General features: G+C 47.1%; 16 protein-coding genes. 5 read left to right on the top strand and 11 right to left on the bottom strand.

Annotated elements, in window-relative coordinates:
* Positions 1-229: 229 nt before the first annotated feature.
* From D0A34_13320 to D0A34_13300, 5 genes are all read right to left on the bottom strand, one after another.
* Entirely contained in the window at positions 230-3,148 is a 2,919-nt protein-coding gene (locus D0A34_13320; protein ID UNU19724.1) for a response regulator, read from the bottom strand.
* Positions 3,149-3,570: 422 nt separating this feature from the next.
* Positions 3,571-5,055: a response regulator gene (locus tag D0A34_13315; protein UNU19723.1), complete on the bottom strand. Its 1,485-nt coding sequence runs from the start codon at positions 5,053-5,055 to the stop codon at positions 3,571-3,573.
* Positions 5,056-5,228: 173 nt separating this feature from the next.
* A complete protein-coding gene (locus D0A34_13310; protein UNU19722.1) occupies positions 5,229-5,690 on the bottom strand; it encodes a response regulator in 462 nt (153 codons plus the stop codon).
* Positions 5,653-7,611, bottom strand: coding sequence for a PAS domain S-box protein (locus tag D0A34_13305; GenBank protein ID UNU19721.1), 1,959 nt, complete (start codon positions 7,609-7,611; stop codon positions 5,653-5,655). The genes D0A34_13310 and D0A34_13305 overlap by 38 nt, the downstream gene beginning before the upstream one ends.
* 737 nt (positions 7,612-8,348) lie before the next feature.
* Positions 8,349-9,554 (bottom strand): 4-hydroxy-3-methylbut-2-enyl diphosphate reductase, encoded by a 1,206-nt coding sequence (locus D0A34_13300; GenBank protein UNU19720.1) that lies wholly within the window; start codon positions 9,552-9,554, stop codon positions 8,349-8,351.
* Between the two features lie 131 nt (positions 9,555-9,685).
* Between D0A34_13300 and D0A34_13295 the strand changes: the two genes are divergently transcribed.
* Positions 9,686-10,120, top strand: coding sequence for a GxxExxY protein (locus D0A34_13295; GenBank protein ID UNU19719.1), 435 nt, complete (start codon positions 9,686-9,688; stop codon positions 10,118-10,120).
* Between the two features lie 150 nt (positions 10,121-10,270).
* Here the strand turns inward: D0A34_13295 and D0A34_13290 are convergent, their stop codons facing one another.
* Positions 10,271-11,605, bottom strand: a complete 1,335-nt coding sequence (locus D0A34_13290) for an ammonium transporter (protein UNU22280.1) — start codon at positions 11,603-11,605, stop codon at positions 10,271-10,273.
* A 547-nt stretch (positions 11,606-12,152) separates the two neighbouring features.
* A complete protein-coding gene (locus D0A34_13285; GenBank protein ID UNU19718.1) occupies positions 12,153-13,070 on the bottom strand; it encodes a GDSL family lipase in 918 nt (305 codons plus the stop codon).
* Between the two features lie 282 nt (positions 13,071-13,352).
* Between D0A34_13285 and D0A34_13280 the strand changes: the two genes are divergently transcribed.
* Complete coding sequence (locus D0A34_13280; protein ID UNU19717.1) at positions 13,353-13,955, top strand: IS607 family transposase; 603 nt, start codon at positions 13,353-13,355, stop codon at positions 13,953-13,955.
* 422 nt (positions 13,956-14,377) lie between these two features.
* Here the strand turns inward: D0A34_13280 and amt are convergent, their stop codons facing one another.
* From amt to D0A34_13265, 3 genes are all read right to left on the bottom strand, one after another.
* Positions 14,378-15,979, bottom strand: coding sequence for an ammonium transporter (amt, locus tag D0A34_13275; protein UNU19716.1), 1,602 nt, complete (start codon positions 15,977-15,979; stop codon positions 14,378-14,380).
* An 83-nt stretch (positions 15,980-16,062) separates the two neighbouring features.
* The gene (gene purE, locus D0A34_13270; GenBank protein ID UNU19715.1) at positions 16,063-16,584 is read right to left on the bottom strand and encodes a 5-(carboxyamino)imidazole ribonucleotide mutase; all 522 of its coding nucleotides are present in this window, start codon (positions 16,582-16,584) and stop codon (positions 16,063-16,065) included.
* Complete coding sequence (locus tag D0A34_13265; GenBank protein UNU19714.1) at positions 16,550-16,753, bottom strand: hypothetical protein; 204 nt, start codon at positions 16,751-16,753, stop codon at positions 16,550-16,552. The genes purE and D0A34_13265 overlap by 35 nt, the downstream gene beginning before the upstream one ends.
* A gap of 58 nt (positions 16,754-16,811) precedes the next feature.
* Between D0A34_13265 and nagA the strand changes: the two genes are divergently transcribed.
* The 3 genes from nagA (at position 16,812) to D0A34_13250 (ending at position 19,544) form a co-directional block, all read left to right on the top strand.
* The gene (nagA, locus tag D0A34_13260) at positions 16,812-18,041 is read left to right on the top strand and encodes an N-acetylglucosamine-6-phosphate deacetylase (GenBank protein UNU19713.1); all 1,230 of its coding nucleotides are present in this window, start codon (positions 16,812-16,814) and stop codon (positions 18,039-18,041) included.
* A 208-nt stretch (positions 18,042-18,249) separates the two neighbouring features.
* Positions 18,250-18,936, top strand: coding sequence for a magnesium protoporphyrin IX methyltransferase (locus D0A34_13255; protein UNU19712.1), 687 nt, complete (start codon positions 18,250-18,252; stop codon positions 18,934-18,936).
* Positions 18,937-19,151: 215 nt separating this feature from the next.
* The gene (locus D0A34_13250) at positions 19,152-19,544 is read left to right on the top strand and encodes a DUF423 domain-containing protein (protein UNU19711.1); all 393 of its coding nucleotides are present in this window, start codon (positions 19,152-19,154) and stop codon (positions 19,542-19,544) included.
* Between the two features lie 54 nt (positions 19,545-19,598).
* On the opposite strand, the gene D0A34_13245 is transcribed toward D0A34_13250, so the two are convergent.
* Complete coding sequence (locus tag D0A34_13245) at positions 19,599-20,693, bottom strand: hypothetical protein (GenBank protein ID UNU19710.1); 1,095 nt, start codon at positions 20,691-20,693, stop codon at positions 19,599-19,601.
* Positions 20,694-20,949: the final 256 nt, after the last annotated feature.

The raw sequence follows: 20,949 nt of genomic DNA, 5'->3' as shown, positions 1-20,949 counted from the left end.
AGCAAGGTTCCACAAGAAGAAGTTGAATAGTTTGAAAAATACAAATTTTTATATTTTTCAGTTGAGCGATTCCCTCGATATCCAGTCGGGTTAATCAGGTCGTATCCGGTAAAATTAGCATTATACATTTGTAGTCAGGAATAAAAGTACGAGCGAGTTTTACGAGAATTAAAGTCGTCACTAAAAACACAATTCCTAATTCCCAATTTCCCATTATTAATAGAATGTTTTAAGTTGTTAGCCCTTGCTGCCTTAACTGCACTATAGTCTCTACCAAGACATCGGGTTGCACAGGTTTAGCCAGATGTCGGTCAAAACCCGCAGCAAAAGCACGATCGCGGTCTTCATCCCTAGCATAAGCCGTCAGAGCGATCGCCCAAAATTTCCCTGTCTGTATGTTCACAGAACGCAGCCTTCGTACCAGCGAATAGCCGTCTTCCTCCGGCATTCCGATATCGCTGACTACAACATCCGGGCTAAACTGCGAAGCCACCTCAAACGCCTCAGCAGCAGACGATGCAACCCTGACAGTGGCCCCGGAATCTGCCAAGACAAACCTCATAAATTCCCGCGAATCAACCTCGTCATCAACCAGCAAAATCTTAACTGCCAGTAAATTACCAGCGCCAGCCAAAACCTGCGCTTCCTCGTCGGGGCTCGAATTTACCTGCATCGCAGGGAGACGGAAAGTAAAAGTCGATCCCATATTCAGTCCCGGACTCTGGGCCCAAACCCTGCCGCCGTGGAGTTCCACCAACTGCCGGACGATCGCCAGACCCAGCCCCAAACCGCTATAATTGCGAGTAATCGTAGCATCCGCTTGGCGGAAAGAGTCAAACACGTAAGGCAAAAAATTCGGTGCAACCCCAATTCCCGTATCGGTAACAGCCAGCTCAACCTCCGAATCAACTCTCGAAAGCCGGATTTCAACTCGCCCCCCGCGCGGCGTAAACTTAATCGCATTCGTCAGCAAATTCCAAATTACTTGCTGCAAGCGACCCGGGTCTCCTGATACCCAAAATCTCCGATTTAAGTCAGATTCAGGAGTGCCAGAAACCTCCCCAAGTTTGGAAAATTCAGCAGTCTCTAAGCCCAAATCTCCAATTGCAAACTGCAACTTGATCGACTTAGCATCGGCAGCCAACCGTACCGTATTCACCGCTCCTTCCACCATCGAAATCAAATTTACCGCACAAGGATTCAAAGTCAACTTGCCGCGAATAATTCGCGAAATATCCAGCAAATCATCAATCAATTGAGTTTGCAATTTAGCATTTCGCTCGATCGTTTCTAAAGCCCGCCCCGTAGCAGCCGGACTCAAACTGCGTTGCTGCAGCAGTTGCGCCCAGCCCAAAATCGCGTTTAAGGGCGATCGCAGCTCATGAGAAAGGGTTGCCAAAAACTCATCTTTCATGCGATTTGCCTGCTGAGATTCCTCGTAAAGTCGGGCATTGTCGATCGCCCCCGACACCGCCTGAGCCAACTGCATTAAAATAGTTTCATCATCTTCGGCAAACTCCCCCTCATACTTGTCCGACAACTGAATCAATCCCAGATTTCTGCCGTCCCGAGTCGTCAGCGGTACAGCCAGCCAGCCCCGCATCGGCGGGTGCTTCCCCGCAGCCTTGCCGAACTCCCGCCATGCCGGGTGAGCCTCTAACTCGCTTTGAGTCATTCGCATCGCCTGTTGGTGCTGGCAAACTTTTTGGTAAATGCCTGTACCGTCTGGCTCGTCGCAGTAATCTTGCCACGCGGCGTATTTTTCTGACATGGAAAACTTGCTAATTCCCTCATCCCAGTTGGCTGCCGGGTTGAGGTTGACCGCTACCTGGTGCACTTCCAGAATTTGGCGGGCGCTATCGGCAGCTAACTGAAGTATTTCTGCCACCGACAACGTGGAGTTGATAGCAACTGACGCGGAGGTTAACTTTTGCAGGCGGCGCAAATACGACCGCTCCCGGGCCAACGCGCGCGAGCGGTCATATTCTAACTGTTTGCGAGCCGTAATGTCGATCGCCACGCCGAACAGCCGAAGGGGTGTGCCGGATGCGTCAAAAACAACCCGCCCTTTCTCGTGAAGCCAAATCACTGAGCCGTCGGGTCGCACTTTGCGGTATTCCGACTCGTAAACTCCCGTCCCGGTGAGTGCGGCATCCACATCAGCCAAAAACCTTTCACGGTCTTCTGGATGCACCGCATTCTTTTTTTGCTCAAAAGTACCAAAGGTGCTGTCTGGGCCCAAACCCATCTGTGTTTCGGCATTGGACGAACGGCGGACTTCCCCCGATGCCACATCCCAGGTAAAAGCGATCGTGTTAGCTGCTTCTAGGGCAAAGCGCAAATTTTCCTCGCTTTCTTGCACCCGGGCTTCCGATAATTTGCGCTCCGTAATATCCCAAACCAGGCCGCTCGACCGCACCGATTTACCCGTATCATCATCAAAAAACTTGCCCCTAGCAGCGATCCAGTGCAAGCTGCCATCGGGCCAAAGGACTCTAAATTCGTACTTGTATTCTATTTTGTTTTCTAAAGCAAAGGCAAGAGCGCGGGCGATCGAGGCTTGGTCATCCGGGTGAATGCAGGCAAAAAACGCTTCATAAGTTCCCGGAAAACTGCCTTTTTCCAACCCGAATAACAGTTCCTGTTCCTCCGACCAAACGACCTCGCCAGTTAATACATTCCAATCCCAAATTCCCATTTTCGAGGCTTCGATCGCCAACCTCAGCCTTTCCTCCGAAATTGCCAACTGCGCCGACGTTTTCGCGTAGTTCTCGCGCAACTGCTGTTTTTTCAAGCTTTCGCCCACGGCCCCCGCCAGCCGCTTTAAGTACCGCCCTTTGAACACGTAATCGCTTAAGCCGGCTTTCATAGCTTCGACTGCCACTTGTTCGCTGCCGCTGTCAGTACACATAATTACCGGACAATTCGGGTAGCGGCTGTGAACTTTTTGGAGAATAGTTAATCCGTCGCTCCAGTGCAGTTGGTAGTCGGTAATTACTATATCAAAACCGCCGGCTGCCAGGATGTGTTCTAGAGTTTGGATATCAATAGCGGACTTAATTTCTAAATCGGGAAAAGTTTTCCTCAGTTCTCGCTCGATCATCAGGCGATCGTTCGGGTTGTCGTCGATTAAAAGAATAGACAGCATTAGCCTTTTAGTTTTTATATGGGCGCAAACATTCTTAAATCTAATAATATGTTATTAAGCAATCTCGACAATTTGAATATGTACTTGGTGGGTTAATTAGACTTGCCAATAATTTTATTGTATTTGCTTGTATTTTATTATATTTTAAAGCTTGTAATATCCTCAACCAGCCTTTTAGGGGCGTGCCCACAAGCAAATTAATTAAGTAAGTGGTTGTAAAACCGATCAGGAAGCCTGCCAGGCGGGAAAGGTGCAAGAGATTACTTAACTCTCATTATACTAATTGTTTATTCTGTATTCGGGTGTGCACAAGCGGGTTGATTGATTCTTTGAGCTACAGCAGAATATGGCTGTTAAAACCCTCTTGCCTAGAACCTCATCTTTTAAATCCCGATTCACTGCGCGTTGCCGAACTTGCTTCCTCAACTCTCGCACTTGCGTAATTTTACCCAGAAGCGGGTACCGATTCCCAAAGTCGATTTCACCCCGATCGCACCCCCCATCTGATCGACTCCTTTGCGAGCGATCGCCAGCCCAATTCCCGTCCCTGGATACACTTCTTGACCGTGCAGGCGATCGAACAACCCAAAAATCCTCTCTTGAAATCTTTCTGCAATACCAATGCCGTTGTCTTCTACCCAAAGATAGATATATTCCTCCTCAGCTTCTGCATAAACTCGCACCTGCGGCTCTATCCCAGGCTGCACGAACTTAATAGCATTGGAGAGCAAGTTAACCAAGACTTGCAGCAGCGTAGCAGGATGGGCCCACACCGTAGGTAGCGGTTCAACAACCGTTATCCGAGCTTGTTTTTGGGCAATTTCAGCCTCTAGTTGCGCGATCGAGCCTGCCACAATTAAATTAAGAGAGACTGCTTTTAGCGGCAAGTTAGCTTTGCTGAGGCGGCTGTACTCTAGTAAATTTTCGATTAAAGTATTCATCAGACTTGCAGCGTCATTAATCCGATACAAGTAATCTTGGGCGGTAGCATCCAACTCGCTGGTTCTATCTTGGAGCAACATTTCAGCAAAAAACGAAATTCCCCGCAGAGGAGCGCGCAAGTCGTGAGAAACTGAATAGGTAAACGATTCGAGCTGTGCATTAACTTCTTCTAACTCAGCAGTACGCTCTCTCACCCGCTCTTCCAAAGTTTCATTAAATTCCCGCAAAGCAAGTTCAGCCACCTTTAGCTCTGTAATATCTTCTACCAATCCCTCAATGGTACTTTCACCTTCTGCGCTGTAGAGATATTGAGTAAACCGAATCCATTTTACTCGACCGTCTGCCAAAGGAAATGTAATTTCCAGATTTTGACACCGAGACTCCCCTGAATCTACCGGTTGCACAAACAATTGCTGCAGATAAATTCCTTGGACATCTGCTAAATTGCTGGCATCAAACAAGCGCAAAAAAGCTTGATTACTTTCCAAAAGCTGCCCCTGGGAACTCGCTCGAAAAACTCCGACATTTAAGCGTTCTAGCAGAGAATTAAGTTGATTTTCTAGTCGGGCGACTCGTTCCCACGCGGCAACTCTATCGAGTACGCCGCGAACCGCAACGCAAAGGCGGACGTAGTGCTTCGGCGACTTGATAATGTAGTCATCCAATCCGGATTTCATCGCCTCTACAGCAATTTCTTCGTTGCCAGTATTCGTAAACATTACAATCGGGCATTCTGGATAACTGGCTTTGATAGTTTTAAGCACATCTATACCGTTCGTCCAGCGTAGTTGGTAGTCGGTAATTACCAGATGGAATCCGCCTCGATTTAGTGCTTCCACAAATAATTTATCGTCGGAAATTTCCGTTATTTGCAATTTCGAGAATTGTCGCTCTAACTCGCGTTTGACGAGCATCCGATCCGTTGGGTTATCGTCAATTACTAGAATGTGTAACACTTTAACAATTGATTATTGGGCTGTTAGATAAAGTGCGGATCTATCGCGCATCATAAAAATGTTGGAGGTCGCCCCTTTAAGATTATAGAGGACGGGCTTCCTCAGGAGAAATTTAATTTTATCGTTAACCGAAAGAGCCTGGTAACGAGAAAACGACGCAGAAAAACCGGGGAAAACCGCCACTACAAACCAGAAAATTCTCTAGATTCCGGCAGTTCGGTATAGTTGAGCCAATACTCGTTAAAACTCTGCATCATTTCCAATAAAGAAGCAAACCCGACTGGTTTAACCAAATAAGAATTTGCCCCTAAATCGTAAGCTCGCTTGACATCAAGTGTTTGCCTAGAAGAAGTAAGCATAACCACCGGCAAGCGTTTTAGTTCCGGCTGCTGCCTCAGCCAAATTAGAACCTCGTGACCCGATCGCCTGGGCAATTTCAAGTCTAGTAAAATTATCGCAGGTAAAGGATAGCGATCGCGATCGCTGTATTCTCCGTCCCCATTTAAATAAAAAACCGCTGCATCTCCATCTCGGACAATTTGCAGCGAAGTATTAGCAAAAGTCTCATTGCGAAATGCCCGCTGCATCAATAGAATATCAACGGGGTTATCTTCCACTAGCAAAATCGTCTGCGTTTGGGTCATGCTTCCTCAGTTGTATCCAAAATCGACTGCCTTGTCCTACTTGAGATTCCACTCCCACTTGACCGCCCATGCGATCGACTCCTTTTTTTACAATAGCTAATCCTATACCTGTTCCAGGGTAAGATTCGATACCGTGCAGCCGTTCAAAAACCCGAAAAATGCGTTTTTGATGTTCTTGAGCAATACCGATACCATTGTCTTCTACCCACAGACGGATTATGGGGACTGGCAATACAGGGCTGACCATCAGTAACTGGGAATGTTCCCACTGTCCCACAGTTCCCCTTTCCAATTCTCCCGCTATATCACTGTCTGTCTCTCCCTCTTGAGGCAGCTCAAGTTCCTCGGCCCAGATCTGCACTTGGGGTGGTGTGCCTTCCACAAATTTTATAGCATTGGTGAGCAGATTGGCGATTACTTGAACTAAAGTAACGCGGTGGGCAATTACCGCAGGCAAGGGCGCTCGAACACTGATTTGAGCCTGTCTGGATTTAGCGTCAGCTTTTACCATAGCAATTGCCTCGGTCACAGCAGATTCTAAGTCCAAAACTTGCAGCGATAAATCAGTGCGGCTCAGGCGGCTATAAGCGAGCAAATCTTGGATTAATTCTTCTAGTTGTTGCCCAGAATTAACAATTTGCTGGGCGTATTCTTGACCGAGTTCGTCGAGGATGTCACGGTAATCTTCTAATAAAGCTTCAGCCAATCCTTGCATTCCCCGCAGGGGAGCACGCAAATCGTGGGCTACGGTATAGGCGAAAGCTTCTAATTCTTCGTTAGCTGCTTGAAGTTGATTGGTGCGGAGTTCCACTCGCCTTTCTAAGGTAGCGTTGAGCATCCGAATTTCTGCTTCTGCTTGTTTGCGTGCAGTTATGTCCAGGGCGGTACTAATTACTAGACTTCTGCCGTCAGAAAGCTGGCCTAAAGGTGCGGAATAAAACTCCCAAATTCGAGTTTCGCCGCTGGCTGTGGAAATCATATATTCGCCTTCAGAAATGCGGGCGTTTAATTGGTGCAGCCGATCGATATGTGCTTGCACTACCGATTGGCGGCTGTGGTAAGCTTTTTCTGTCCAATCTTCAATTGTGGGAATTTCTGAGTATTCGTAGCCTGAGAGTTCTGTCCAAGCGCAGTTAATTTGCAAAACTTCTCCGTTTTCAGCGTGCAGCATAATTGGCAGCGGTGCGTTGAGAATGGCGCGACGGAAACGTTCTTCGCTTAATTGTAGGGAGTGGCGATCGTGCTCTAGCTGGTCTAAAAGTTGATTTTGCTTGATTTCGGCATTGTCGCGCAAAGTTCGATCGCGCTTCACCAAATAGTAAACCAACAGCATCAACAGGAAATTTACTAAACTCGCAACGGTAAAAGTCAGGATGGTCAAATGAGCGCTTTTTTTAGATTCTCGGGCGCGCTGCTGCAATAGCTGAGTTTCTTCGGCAGTCATGGTGGCTATCTGCTGCCGAATGTCCCCCATGATTTGCTTTCCCCTACCGGTTTTTATTTGCCGCACGGCTGCTGCTAAGTTTTGTTTGCGTCGCAGATTGAGGGTTCCTTCAAGGTCAGCTAATTTAGAGTCGATCGCAATTTTCAAATCGCGAAGGCGCTGTTGCTGCCGCTTATTGTCAGCCGTTCGCTGCTGCAATCCGGCTACTTGCTGGTTGATGCGGGCGATCGCGCTGTTATACGGTTCTAAATACCGTTCTTCTCCCGTCAGCAAATAACCGCGCTGTCCGGTTTCAGCATCTTTTAAGGTGGAAAGCGTAGCTTCGAGTTCGGTTAAAACTTGGTGAGTGTGGCTCACCCAGTGTTCGTTTTCGATTAACTTGATAGTGTTGCGGTAGGAAGTTGCCGCATTGAAAATTAGCAGGGCCACGACCATTCCGATACCTGCGGTGATTTGGGGAGTCAGTGATTGTTTCATGAAATAGTCGCCGTGCGAGTCCTGCTTTTTTTTATTTTAACTGGATGCGGACTACTCGAATTTTTGGCGCGGGCCTATAGGGTGGCTAAAGACTATAAATTTAAAGCTCAAATGTGCGATCGATCTTGTTTGTAACTTAGTTTCGATTCTTTTCGCATCCCCCTTAAGCCAGAAATGCCAGAAATTGCTCTCTTGCGTGTCGTGATTCAGGCCAACGTCACACAATCTAGGGCGGTCAACAAAGCTTTATTCGCCATGTTTTGTTGCATCGATCGTGCTGCTTTCACAGTTTCAAATCGAGGCGCAAAAAAAGGAGTTTTTACCTATTGATTTAAGTTGATTTTTGGGGTATTATTTAAATAATAGGAGTGGCAACATAAATTTGAACTTTGCCCACATTCCCATTATTAAATAATACCTTATCAAGCCAGCCCCGTCAAGCTTTTTACCGCAAAAAAAAGGCGAATTTTTAATATTTTATTTAATAAATAATCTGTTGGACGCAGGGGGAAAATTCACAGGAACGATGGCGCGGGTAAATAGTATCAGAAATGCGATCAATCGGGTAACTGCGGAGAATTAATGGGTTGAAATTAGTTGAATCTCAAATCCGGTTATATCGGAATTATACTCTATTGGCTTACGTGAGAGCGATCGAGCGATGTCACCAGCGAGGAATCACGCAAGTGCTGCACTGAGAAAATTATGATTCCCAGTGCAGTGCAGAAACAATATAATTAGACAACCGCAGCGGCTTTCATCGCCAAAATTCGATCGATCGCATCTTCAACAACCTTATCAGGCGTAGAAGCACCAGAAGTCACGCCCACCACAATTTTACCATCCGGTAGCCAACCTTCAGTTACGACCAAATCTCCCCCCAAAGGCTTGTGTTCGATCCGATTTCCCGGTAAAATGCGCTCCGCACAATCAATGTGATAAGAAGGAACAGTTTTGTCGATCGCAATTTCCTGCAAATGCGTAGTATTAGAAGAATTAAAACCCCCAATCACCAGCATCAAATCCAACTTTTCCTCAACCAAACTCAACATAGCATCTTGGCGTTCCTGAGTCGCATCGCAGATAGTATTAAAACTCTGAAAATGCTCGTTCAAATTCTCAGGTCCAAACTTCCGCATCATCGTTTTTTCAAATAACTTGCCAATGTTCTCTGTCTCAGTTTTGAGCATAGTAGTTTGGTTAGCAATACCAACACTTTCCAAATCCACATCTGGGTCAAAACCAGCCGAATAAGCCTTGCTAAATTTAGCAATAAACTCATCGCGGTCGCCCCCGTGCAAGATATAATTGCTGACATATTCAGCTTCCTGGAAATTCAATACAATCAAATACTTATCAGCAAAAGAACTCGTAGCAACAGTTTCCTCATGCTTGTATTGACCGTGAATAATCGAAGTATAATTCCTCTTTTTGTGCTTTTCAACAGTATTCCAAACCTTAGAAACCCAAGGACAAGTAGTATCAACAATCTTGCAGCCCTTATCATTAAGCAACTGCATTTCTTGGACGCTTGCTCCAAAAGCTGGTAAAATTACCACATCGCCGCTATCGACAACCGAAAAATCTTTCTGTCCCTTCTCGACAGAAATAAAACCAACTTCCATATCCCGCAAATGCTGATTTACAGACGGATTGTGAATAATCTCATTAGTAATCCAAATCCGTTCTGACGGGAAATGTTGGCGAGTCTCGTAAGCAATAGCTACAGCGCGTTCCACCCCCCAGCAAAACCCAAAAGCCTGAGCCAACCGGATCGTAACTGCGCCGCGTTCTAGCCTGTAATTATTGTCGCGAATTTGCTGGATCAGACTGCTTTGATAAGCCGTCTGCATCACCCCAGCTACCTCAGCTTCGTGTCCGAAACCCTTGCGGTGGTAGTTTTCAGACTGTTGGAGCGATCGTTTAAAAGCTTTAGTATCCATGCGGTATCGAGTTGAAATCTAGGTTAATTACCTTTGATTTTAGAATGCTTGGGGTGCGATCGGGATTATGGGTTCAGTAGTGAAGAGGAGATATGCTATTTATACGATCGACACATGAGAGGGAAGAAGGAATGAACCGCGAAGACGCGAAGAACGCGAAGGAAGAAGAAAGAAGAATGAGACAATTGGGCGAACAGGTAGAACAGTTGGCTTATAGAGTGATTGGGGCGGCTATTGAGGTGCATCGGCTTTTGGGGCCAGGATTTTTAGAATCAGTGTATCAGGAATCCTTAGAAGTTGAATTTCGGATGTGGGGGATAGCTTGTCACCCTAAAAAGCCAGTAGCAATCACCTACAAAGGTCATCAAGTCGGCGAAGGTCAATTAGACTTTATGGTTGGCGATATCCTCATTGTCGAACTAAAAGCTGTAGAAAAGCTAGCTCTCATCCACGAAGCCCAAGTTATCTCTTATCTTAAAATGACCAAAAACAGCTTGGGCCTTCTGATCAACTTCAACGTTCCCCTCCTCAAAGAAGGCATCAAACGAATCATACTTTCATCTTAACCCTTCTTCCTCTTCCTTCTTCGCGCTCTAGCGCTTACGCGCGGCTTCGCCTAACGCGCCTTCGCGGTTCGTTAAAAAAAAACTTAAAAAAAGCATAGAGACCCAGATAGCTGAGTCTCTACACGATCGAACTTATTCAGAAAATCAGCTTCAAACCTTCTTCGGTGCAAAAGGAGAACCCGATTCAAACGAACTGAAACCGCCGGCAAAATCCTCACCGTAAGCTTCTTCCCCATGCTCGCCGATATCCAAACCTTGGTCTTCAGCAGATAACGGCACTCGCAGTTCCATAAACTGCCCCAAAATTTTCAGGATCACAAAAGTGCCCACAGCCGCAAACAGGTAAGTAGCTAGAATGCCTACAAGCTGGGTCACGATTAGCCCCGGATTCCCGGCAAACAGCCCGTCATTTCCGGCAGCGTTAACCGCTTTAGTCGCAAACACGCCAGTCAGAATCGCGCCTATAGTTCCGCCGACGCCGTGAATCGGGAAGGTATCCAAAGAGTCGTCAAATCCCAGCTTAGCCCGGAAACTAACGGCAAAGAAGCAGCAAACCGAAGTGATCGATCCGATCAAAAGCGCTCCCACTGGAAACACGAATCCAGCCGCAGGTGTGATTCCCACCAATCCCGCGAGGAAACCGCTAGCAATTCCCACTGCTGTGGGTTTGCCTCTGAGCACCCATTCCACAATTGTCCAAGTTAAACCGCCGGCTGCTGCAGAAATCATCGTGGTGACAAAAGCCACTGCTGCTAAAGAACCAGATCCCAAAGCGCTACCGCCGTTGAAGCCACACCAGCCGAACCACAACAGGCCAATTCCCAGCAAGACGTAGGGTACGTTGTGGGGGGTGTGGGGCTTGTTCAAGTGATCTTTGCGGGGCCCGATCATCCAAGCTGCGACCACGGCAGAAACACCGGAACTGATGTGTACGACGGTGCCGCCGGCAAAGTCCAGAGATCCGATCGCCTGCAGCCAGCCTCTACCCCAAACCCAGTGGGCTAAAGGAGAGTAGATGAAGGTAGACCACAGCAGCACGAACCAGAAATAGGTTTTAAATGTTACCCGTTCGACGATCGCCCCGGAAATCAAAGCTGGAGTGATGATGGCGAACATCATCTGGTAAACCATGAAGACTTGGTGGGGTATTGTCGGTGCGTAGCCGATCGGATCTGGTGTGTCCGCCGTGACGTTGTTCAAGAACATCCAGTCCAAGCCGCCGATGAAGGTTTCGAGTCCTTGGGCAAACCCTTTATCATTGAGGTTGCTGCGGGTGACATCAAAAGCCAAACTGTAGCCCCACAGCGTCCAGGTGACGCCGATGACTCCCATCATGACTAAGCTCATCATCATGGTGTTGAGGACGTTGCGCGATCGCACCAGTCCCCCGTAGAAAAAGGCCAGTCCCGGTGTCATCAGCAATACCAGTGCTGAGGAGACCAACATCCAGGCCGTATCGCCGGTGTCGATCGGATTCGGCGCCACCGCAGCAGCAGCACCAGCAGCATCTTGAGCGAAGGCATTGTCCGTTAGCGGTACGCTTAACAGCCACAGCGCCATGATGCCGATCGTTAAACTTTTTTTGATCACGTTAGTTGTACCTTCTCATACTCAGCAATTTTCAGGGAAGACCGAGCCGATTTTAGATGCGAGGATTTTAGATGCAATAGTTATTTGGTTTTAAGTCCCTGTTTTAGCGGAACAAATCTTCAATAGATAATTCCCCAATCCTCAACCCCCCGACTTCCTATAGCCGGACTCATCTAAATTCGTCCACACTCAATCCAACGGTCTATGCCTTTTGGATTGCACCATTTGTACCAACAGTTATTCTGTATCAGCCTATACTAAATAGCTAAGTATCATATTTCTTAATCTATCCGCCGTTACTTGACATAGCCGGTGACAGCAGAGTAATTGGGGAGGGCGAGTGGAGGATAGGGGGAGAGTTTTGAGTTGGGGAGAGTGGGAGGAGGAGGGGGGGAGAGTTGGGGAGAATGTTACTTTATCCTTTATCTTTAAAACGGATGACTCATGACTCATTTTTCAACTGGATCTGATCGAACAGTTGCAGGGCCGATCGCCAAACCAGATAACCTTGATCGTTAAGGTGCAAGCCGTCTGTGCTGAGTTCGGTTGGCAAATTGCCCTCAGCATCCGCAAACAGCGGGTACAAATCCAGATACAAAACATTTTCAGAACTAGCAATTTCTTTCAGCCGTCGATTTATTGCCCTAATCCGACTGTTAGGAATCGCCAACAGGCGATCGCGATTTTCCCAAGTAGCTTGTTCCCCGCTGTGGGGCAAAATCGACTGCACAACCACTTGTGCTTTGGGGTGAGCCCACCGCAAATCGCGAATAATCTGCCGCTGGTTGTCCAAAATCCCTTCGTCACTGGTCCCCCGCAACAAATCGTTAATCCCGATCATCACAAACACCGTATCCGGCACAGTTCGATCGAACAACTGCAACCGCTTCAGCAAACCCACCGAAGTCTCCCCGGAAATCCCTTGATTCAGCCAAAATCGATCGACCGGTAACAGCTTCGTCGGAAACCACATACTTAGAGAATCCCCAGCCAAAACACTCAGTCTTGAGGGTCGATTCGCAGCCACCGCCTCAGCTTCGCGACCCAACTGCATCACCCACTGCTGGTAAGTCCATTTATGTCGCGGTCCTGGAACAGGCACGTCTAGCACTGGGTTTGCAGAGCTCACCGGTTGGTCAATTTGTTCCTCAGCGCCTTCTGCCGTCACCGCATCATTCGCCTGGAAGCTTTCTGTCAAGTTGTGTCCCCCCAGGAGTAGTTGAGCAAGTGTGAATATCAGTACCCCGTTCGTCACCAAAGATAGCAAAGCCCAAACCGGAACAGCTTTCGATCGGCTAACTTCCATCCCTAAGAGGGATTTATGAGTTCTACTTCTGCTACCTCCTCCAAACTTCTCCATAAACTCAAGCTATTTGCAGGCTTCACACCGAATAATTTGCACTCATTGCTGCATCAAATTTTACCGCTCAATTAAAGCCTCAATTCTTGTAAGAATCAAGCACTGTGCTGTGTTGGGCAAGGGCGGCGATGCAGAACTTTGCTTTTTCGCACTACTTTACCATAAAAAATCTGCCTACCAAACTTTCTTGCACCGCAATCGGATTTGTCAAAGCTGCTGCACTCCACAAAAATATATCTAAAAGTGATCGAACTTACTCAGTTCTGATGCTAAAATCCAAAAATGAAAAAATTAACTATAACTGAAGCAGCCAAAATTAAAGGTGTGAGCGCTTCCACCTTACGCAGGTGGGAAGCCGAAGGCAAGCTAATACCGGAACGCACGGCTAACGGTCACAGACGGTATGACCTAGCTCATCTTCTCGGCTTAAAACCCAACGGCGCTTTAACCATAGCTTACGCTCGGGTTAGCAGCCACGACCAAAAAGATGATTTAGACAGACAAAAACAAGTTTTGGAATTGTTTTGTGCATCTCACGGCTGGCAATTCCAAATCATTGATGATGTGGGTTCTGGGGTTAATTACAGTAAGCGGGGTTTACAACATCTAATTCGGGCGATCGCAGACAATCAAGTAGAAAGGCTGGTATTAACTCACAAAGACAGACTGCTGAGATTTGGTTGTGAACTAATTTTTAATTTGTGCGAACACTTTGGGACAGAGGTAGTGATTATAAATCAAACCGAAAATGCTACCTGTGACGAGGATTTAGGTAAAGATATACTAGAAATAATCACTGTTGTCTCCGCCCGCCTTGATGGCAGCAGGAATCCCAAGAACAAGCGCATCCTTGAAGAACTTAAAGCAATTGGCGATAAACTCTAATCAATACACCAGTTTACAAAGCTCGTCATTTACAGATTCTCAATTCCCAATTACCAATTACCGGCGCACATCTCATGCAATCGGAAACTACTATATGTAAGGCGTTGCATAATAGTGGCATGATTTTGATTTTTTTTGTGGGATGGGCCCCTGACCCCGAAGGCGTGTATTTTCACAGCAGGCGAGACACCCCACAATAATCATCCTCCAATTGTGCAGCGCCATATGTCAGCCCTTAAACGTTAACTAAAAATAAAAATATGCCCGCGTTCGCATTGAAGATTGAAACGCGAGCACAACGATAGACAGCCATAAGTTGGCGGCTATTTCAGATTCGGGTTTTTCTGAATAAAGGGGTGAATTAGCTGATAAATAGCTAATCTAGGACACGAAAGCTGAATTGAGCGATCTCTTCGCACGCTCTACAGTTTGTTAGTCCTTCCCCCAGAACCCCCACCATAACCGCCGTAGCCGCTCTCACTTCTGTTATCGAAGCTCGTTTCCTTCACAAACCCGGTGTAAGCTTCCATCCCGTGTTCGCCGATATCCAAACCTTCAGCCTCCTCTAAAGCAGAAACGCGGATACCCAGCAAAGCTTTGAGTGCCATCCAAAAAATCGTACTCAGCAGCACGGTCATCCCGCCTACAGAGATAATGCCGACCAACTGGTTCCAGAGTTGACCGAAACCTCCGCCCACAAGCAATCCGGCTGCGGGGCCTGCGGTATAAAGTCCAGTTGTAGGCCCGTCAGCAAACAAGCCCACTGCCAGAGTTCCCCAGATGCCACAGACTAAGTGAACTGAAGTTGCGCCTACAGGGTCATCAATTTTCAAGTTGTCGAAGAAAGTTACGGCGAAAACTACCAGGATGCCGGCGATTGTGCCAATAATGGCAGAGTTGGGCAGGTTGATCCAAGCACAGCTAGCTGTTACCCCGACTAAGCCGGCGAGGATGCCGTTGATAATCATCGAAAGGTCGGGTTTGCCAAGGTACAGCCAAGCAGTAATGGTTGCAGCAACTCCCCCGAAGGCACCCGCAGTGTTGGTGGTGAGCGCAATATGGGTGATCGCATTTGGATCGACTGCCATTGTCGAACCGGGATTAAACCCGAACCAACCCAACCACAGAATCAAACAGCCCAGGGTGGCAATGCTCATATTATGTCCCGGCATCGCCACAGTATCGCCGTCGCGGTACTTGCCGATCCGCGGCCCCAAAAATGCCGCTCCCATCAAAGCAGCCCAACCGCCTACCGAGTGAATCACTGTCGAACCGGCAAAATCCCAGAAGCCTGCTTTTGCCAGCCAGCCGCCGCCCCAAATCCAGTGTCCGGTAATTGGGTAAGCAATGCCTACTAGCAGCAAGCTGAAAATTAAGAATTCAAGGAATTTAATCCGCTCTGCAACGGCTCCAGAAACGATCGTCGCAGCAGTTCCCGCAAAAACTAACTGGAAAAAGAATTTAGCGTTGAGGGGGACTCCCGTCCAGTTAAGCGAGTCGAAAATGCCTTGATAAGCCTCTCCTGTGGCGGGGCTGTTGTCGGCTACATTCCACAGAAAAAATCCGCCGCTGGTGCCTATAAAACCGTTGCCGTCGCTGAACATTAAGGCAAAGCCGATCGCCCAATATGCGATCGTAGCAAGCGCAAAAACAATCAAGTTTTTGGAGAGCACGTTGACTGCATTTTTTTGGCGGCAAAAACCGGTTTCCAACATACCGAAACCGGCGTTCATAAAGAACACTAGCATCCCAGCAACCATGACCCACATGGTATCCATGCCCACCTTAAGGCTTGCTAATTGTTCCTCGGTGGTTGGCGCGGGAGCTGTTTGGGCTACCGCCGCATATCCCCACACCAAGACGATGATTGCAGCTAAAGGTATGCAGGCTTGCCAACTTGGAGTGAGGCGGGCGATCGCCCGTTGTAACTTCTTCAACCTGTTGACTTTCGTAAAAAATTTAGCTGCTGGCAAATTTAAAGCATCCTGCCTGAGTTGTTTCGACTTTTTCTTTCCGACAGTCATTTTAATCACTTTTACCCTCTTTACGGCTAGTAAGCTCAGCAATATTCGGAAAACTTTCCAATCTTACTACAAAAGTTTAGGAATTATTTGTTGAGATTGAGATAGTTATGATAGCCTAGCTCTTCTAGTTGATTTTGTTTTTTCAGTACAGATTCGGACAAATTTTTGCGGTAATGCAAGACTCGCTCTAGCAATTCCGGCTGATGAGCTGCCAGTATCTGAACTGCCAGCAAGCCAGCATTCTTAGCGTTGCCGATCCCCACTGTTGCTACGGGTATCCCCCCTGGCATTTGCACGATCGAATACAGCGAATCTACCCCTTGCAGGTGGCGGCTTGGTACAGGCACGCCAATTACTGGCAAGGGCGTTAAAGATGCTACCATACCCGGGAGGTGCGCCGCTCCCCCGGCTCCTGCGATAATGACTTTCAAGCCTCGTTGGTGCGCGGTTTGGGCGTATTCCACCATGCGATCAGGGGTACGGTGCGCCGAGACGATCGCCACGGAGCAAGCAACACTGAATTCTTCGCAAACTGCGATCGCATCTTTCATGGTTGGCAAATCCGAATCGCTACCCATAATAATTCCAACTGTCGCTTGATTCATGCAATTTTCCGATTTCAGATTTCAGATAAATGCTAATTTTAAATGATTGCGTTAACTCAAATTTAGATATTTTGTACCAAAACTGACCCTTAAAAGCAATTTTGCCACCAGCCGCACTCTGAGCAGCCGTGCAGCCAGCAAAAAGCTGCCCCTCATCATCGCCAGCCACCGGATTTATCCGTAGCGAATATAAAACCTAAAATCTAAAAACTAAAATCTAAAATCGGATGACTGAAGCCACAACCCCAACTGCCGCCCCCATAGATATTCTCAATGTTCGCCTCCCCGGTTGCAAGGATTTGCAGATGCTTGCTATTGACGAAACGGGCATCATTCAAGAAGTTTGGCCGATGGATGCCGTATTTAAACGGATTTGTCCTCCCGATTTGCAAGTGCTTGATGTAGGAGGCGATTGGCTTTCTCTAGGCGGTGTTGACTTGCAGATTAACGGCGCCCTCGGTTTTGCTTTTCCTGATTTAGAAAGCAAGCATATTGAAATGTTGCCGAAAATTTGTCAATTTTTGTGGAATCAGGGAGTCGATGCTTTTTTGCCGACTTTGGTGACAACTTCGCTGGATAAGTTTAGGCGATCGCTCTCGACTATAGCTGATTATATCCGCACTGTACAAACCGCTGCTCCCGCAACAATTAAACCCAAAACAGCGGAAATTCTCGGCGTTCACCTCGAAGGGCCTTTTCTCAACCCTCTGAAGCGAGGAGCTCACCCAGTTGAGTTTTTATTACCGCTAACTATAGAAAATGTCAAGCAAGTTTTAGGAGATTGTGCCGATATTGTCAAAATAATTACTTTAGCGCCGGAGTTAGACAGCACTGGCGAAGTCATTCCCTATTTGCAAAGTTTGGGAATTTCCGTCAGTCTCGGACACTCCCAAGCGACGGCAGAGCAAGCCCAGCAAGCATTTGCTCGGGGAGCTTCAATGGTAACTCACGCTTTTAATGCGATGCCGAGTTTGCACCACCGAGAACCGGGTTTGTTGGGAGCGGCGATTGTTTATCCGGGCGTAAAATGTGGTTTAATTGCGGACGGCAAGCACGTTTCTCCGACAATGATTGATTTTTTCCTGCGTGCTGGCAGGTACGAAACAGGCGTTTTTTTAGTGAGCGATGCTTTGGCTCCTTTGGGTTTGCCTGACGGTGTTTATCCTTGGGATTCCCGACAAATTGAAGTCAGAAAAGGTACAGCTTGGGTCAGATTAGATTACCACTCGCCCCTGGAATCTGCTACTTTGGCGGGTACAACTCTGCCGCTGTTGGCGGGAGTGCAGAATTTGGTGGAGTGGGGGATTTGCGATGCCGATAGTGCGATCGCCCTGGCAACTGAATCTCCGAGAAGGGCGATCGGAATTTCGGGAATTATTGGCAAATCGGCAACTCAATTGTTGCGCTGGAATTTAAATGTGGCGACAAAGGAATTGACTTGGCATCGACTCTTTTAGCCTGTTATACCCTTCTAGATTAAAGAAGTGAAAAAGTGGGAATCGGCCAACTGGTATTACCCAATAGATTTTAGATTTTAGATATGCCGTTTTCATCTAAAATCTAAAATCGCCAATCTAAAATCGGTTGTTGGAAGTTGCACATTTTCCGAACCGGATTGCTATATAATATCTAACCGTTGGCAATAATTCAGCAGCAGGCAGATCGATGAATTTGGTAGACGACAAGACTATAGTTAGACAGTATTTTAACTCGACGGGATTCGATCGCTGGCAGCGAATTTACGGCGAGGGCAAAGTCAATAAAGTTCAGCTAGACATCCGCACCGGCCACCAGAAAACGGTGGATACAGTCATCAACTGGCTGCAAGCTGACGGCAATTTGCCCGGGCTTTGTGTCTGTGATGCTGGCTGCGGTGTAGGCTCTCTGAGCATTCCTCTGGCTGACGCTGGGGCAATTGTTTGCGCTAGCGATATCTCTGAAAAGATGGTAGCAGAAGCTTATGATCGATCGACCGCAGTTCCCGGCAAACTCTACAACATCTCCTTCGCAGCCCAAGATTTGGAAGCTTTAACGGGCAAATTCCACACAGTGATTTGTTTGGATGTGCTAATCCACTATCCTCAAAATAAGGCTGCAGAAATGATCGCTCACCTAAGTTCGATCGCCGAATCGCGACTAATTCTTAGTTTTGCACCCAAAACTTTAGCACTCACCGCCCTCAAAAAAATTGGTGAACTTTTCCCCGGTCCGAGCAAAACTACCCGAGCTTACCAGCACCGTGAAGCTGATATTATCAAAATCCTAGAAAACAATGGTTTTGTTATTAACAGAACAGCGATGACTAGCACTAGCTTTTACTATTCTCGCTTGCTGGAAGCTGTGCGGAAATAGGTTATAAATATCTGCAAAAAAGCTAATTTCTCATCACCCTAGGGTGCGCCCCGCGCACCTTCCCTTCCCAGAGTTAGGCTAGTGAACATCTCTAGTATGCGATTGCTTCCCAGAGGCTCGCAATGACAAGTAAGGCACGCACCGCGCACATTCGATATCAACAATTAGATGTTTTTCCCTCCTCCTTCTTCCTTCTTCTTAATTCAATAAATATTATGTCAACGCTAATTTTAATTCGCATTTTTATAGCAGCGGCGGCCGTATTCGGAGGTTTATCCGTTGCAGGCGGTGCCTTCGCCTCCCACGCTTTGAAAAATCAATTGAGCGATCGAGCTTTAACCATTTTTGAGACCGGCGCCCGATATCAAATGTACCATGCCCTAGCTTTATTACTCGTCGCTTTACTCTTGAGCCGCGCCCAAGAGTCTCAAACCTTTTTTGCAGTGGCTGGATGGGCTTTTATTGCCGGCACAATCATCTTTTCAGGCAGTTTGTACGCCCTGAGTTTGAGCGACATCAAATGGCTGGGTGCAATTACGCCACTGGGGGGAGTTGCTTTTATTGCTGGTTGGGGATGTTTGGCAGTCGCAGCTTTTAGTTTTAAATAGGCAATTGGTAAATTTGAGGCAATTCCCAATTTCCAATTCCCCATTTCCAATTATCTAATTTTCAAACACATCGCTAGAAAACATCTCAGTCACAGTACGCAAGTAAGGTACAAATACCGTTAAATCTTCAGCAGGAAGCCGCTCGCATATTTCCCAAAATAAAATCAGCAGCATATCCTGCACTAACTCCCAACTTACATGAAGTTTCGGGTACAACATCACGCAAATTGGAAACAATTCTTGCTGTACCGGGTGAATGCTACCTTCCAAAACGCACCAGCACAAATAGCTTTGAAAAATCTCGACATCCCGGATACCAGAAATTTTTACCTCGCGATCGCTCAAATACCCGCTGCTGCTGCGGTATCCTTGATGCTGGGAACTAGCTCGCTCGTACACTGCACTAGCAATCTGAGTCGTGTGCTGCAACAAATGCTGAACGGCTAATAGAGCTCTTGAATTCGGGGGCTGATTCGCGGCAGCCTCGTTAATCTCTCCGTAGGGAATGTGCAGGTAGTCGTCTACAACTTTTAAGTAGGGCGCAAATTCCCCTCGCTCTGACTCCGAAAGACATCCTAACAAGATTTTGCTAGTGTATTGAAACTCCATTGTCACAAATCCCAGCACTAACGGATCTGTCTCTGAGTATTTTCGCCTCACTTTGATAATATCTTTTCCCACCAGCACTGACAAGCGGAAAACAGGTTCTCTATCCGCATAAGCGTCTATTGCTTTCTGATATAAGGTACGAGTGTCGGCGGAAATTTCTAAAGGATTAATTAAGCTCTTATCAATCGCGTGCCTCTCTATTTGTTTCCCTAAAAGAGCTTCTACTCTACTCCAAGCTATCTCGCTGGCTAATTTCAGGGTATCTGTCAATTTGTCAACTATTGGGGCTCTATTTCCCTCAAAATTACTTAAATCCAGGCTTGGGAGAATTTGGCGTGCCGCTTGGTTCTCTCGTGTGGCAACGCTACTGTAATATTTTTTTGCCCAGCTAACTGCGAAGGAAGAAACGCTGGCCCCTTTAGCTTTTGGGAGTTGGTCAGTGTCCGCTCCGGTAATACCTTGGGACGCCTGACTTGCGCCCTGTTGAAGTTGGTCGGCTGCTGGTAAAGATTTTGAAGATATTTGTGAAATACCCGTCATGATAAACCTCGTTTTTTTATTAAGTCGCACCCGATCGATTCCCCTAATTTTTAACGTTGTTAACTACAATTTTCTGCATTTGTACGCTGACAGTCATCAGCCATTACGCTTAAAGCTATAAGCCATTTGGCTCGACTGTCTGCATCTTTTATAAGCTGCACGTTAATAACGTTATTTATTGTGCGATCGATCACCATCACCCTGTGATCGCGACCCTAATCTATTTTTTTGACGTATAAAGAAGGCTGGAAATAAA

Source organism: Microcoleus vaginatus PCC 9802, assembly GCA_022701275.1.
In the GTDB taxonomy this organism is placed as follows: domain Bacteria; phylum Cyanobacteriota; class Cyanobacteriia; order Cyanobacteriales; family Microcoleaceae; genus Microcoleus; species Microcoleus vaginatus_A.
Note: the sequence above shows the minus strand (reverse complement) of the source record. Positions and strands in the feature narration are given on the sequence as shown.

What these genes read in the sequence shown, in the direction of transcription:
- D0A34_13320 (UNU19724.1), bottom strand. Translation starts at nt 3,148, where the DNA reads ATGCTGTCTATTCTTTTAATCGACGACAACCCGAACGATCGCCTGATG.
- D0A34_13310 (UNU19722.1), bottom strand. Translation starts at nt 5,690, where the DNA reads ATGACCCAAACGCAGACGATTTTGCTAGTGGAAGATAACCCCGTTGAT.
- D0A34_13305 (UNU19721.1), bottom strand. Translation starts at nt 7,611, where the DNA reads ATGAAACAATCACTGACTCCCCAAATCACCGCAGGTATCGGAATGGTC.
- D0A34_13300 (UNU19720.1), bottom strand. Translation starts at nt 9,554, where the DNA reads ATGGATACTAAAGCTTTTAAACGATCGCTCCAACAGTCTGAAAACTAC.
- D0A34_13295 (UNU19719.1), top strand. Translation starts at nt 9,686, where the DNA reads ATGAACCGCGAAGACGCGAAGAACGCGAAGGAAGAAGAAAGAAGAATG.
- D0A34_13285 (UNU19718.1), bottom strand. Translation starts at nt 13,070, where the DNA reads ATGGAGAAGTTTGGAGGAGGTAGCAGAAGTAGAACTCATAAATCCCTC.
- D0A34_13280 (UNU19717.1), top strand. Translation starts at nt 13,353, where the DNA reads ATGAAAAAATTAACTATAACTGAAGCAGCCAAAATTAAAGGTGTGAGC.
- amt (UNU19716.1), bottom strand. Translation starts at nt 15,979, where the DNA reads ATGACTGTCGGAAAGAAAAAGTCGAAACAACTCAGGCAGGATGCTTTA.
- purE (UNU19715.1), bottom strand. Translation starts at nt 16,584, where the DNA reads ATGAATCAAGCGACAGTTGGAATTATTATGGGTAGCGATTCGGATTTG.
- nagA (UNU19713.1), top strand. Translation starts at nt 16,812, where the DNA reads ATGACTGAAGCCACAACCCCAACTGCCGCCCCCATAGATATTCTCAAT.
- D0A34_13255 (UNU19712.1), top strand. Translation starts at nt 18,250, where the DNA reads ATGAATTTGGTAGACGACAAGACTATAGTTAGACAGTATTTTAACTCG.
- D0A34_13250 (UNU19711.1), top strand. Translation starts at nt 19,152, where the DNA reads ATGTCAACGCTAATTTTAATTCGCATTTTTATAGCAGCGGCGGCCGTA.
- D0A34_13245 (UNU19710.1), bottom strand. Translation starts at nt 20,693, where the DNA reads ATGACGGGTATTTCACAAATATCTTCAAAATCTTTACCAGCAGCCGAC.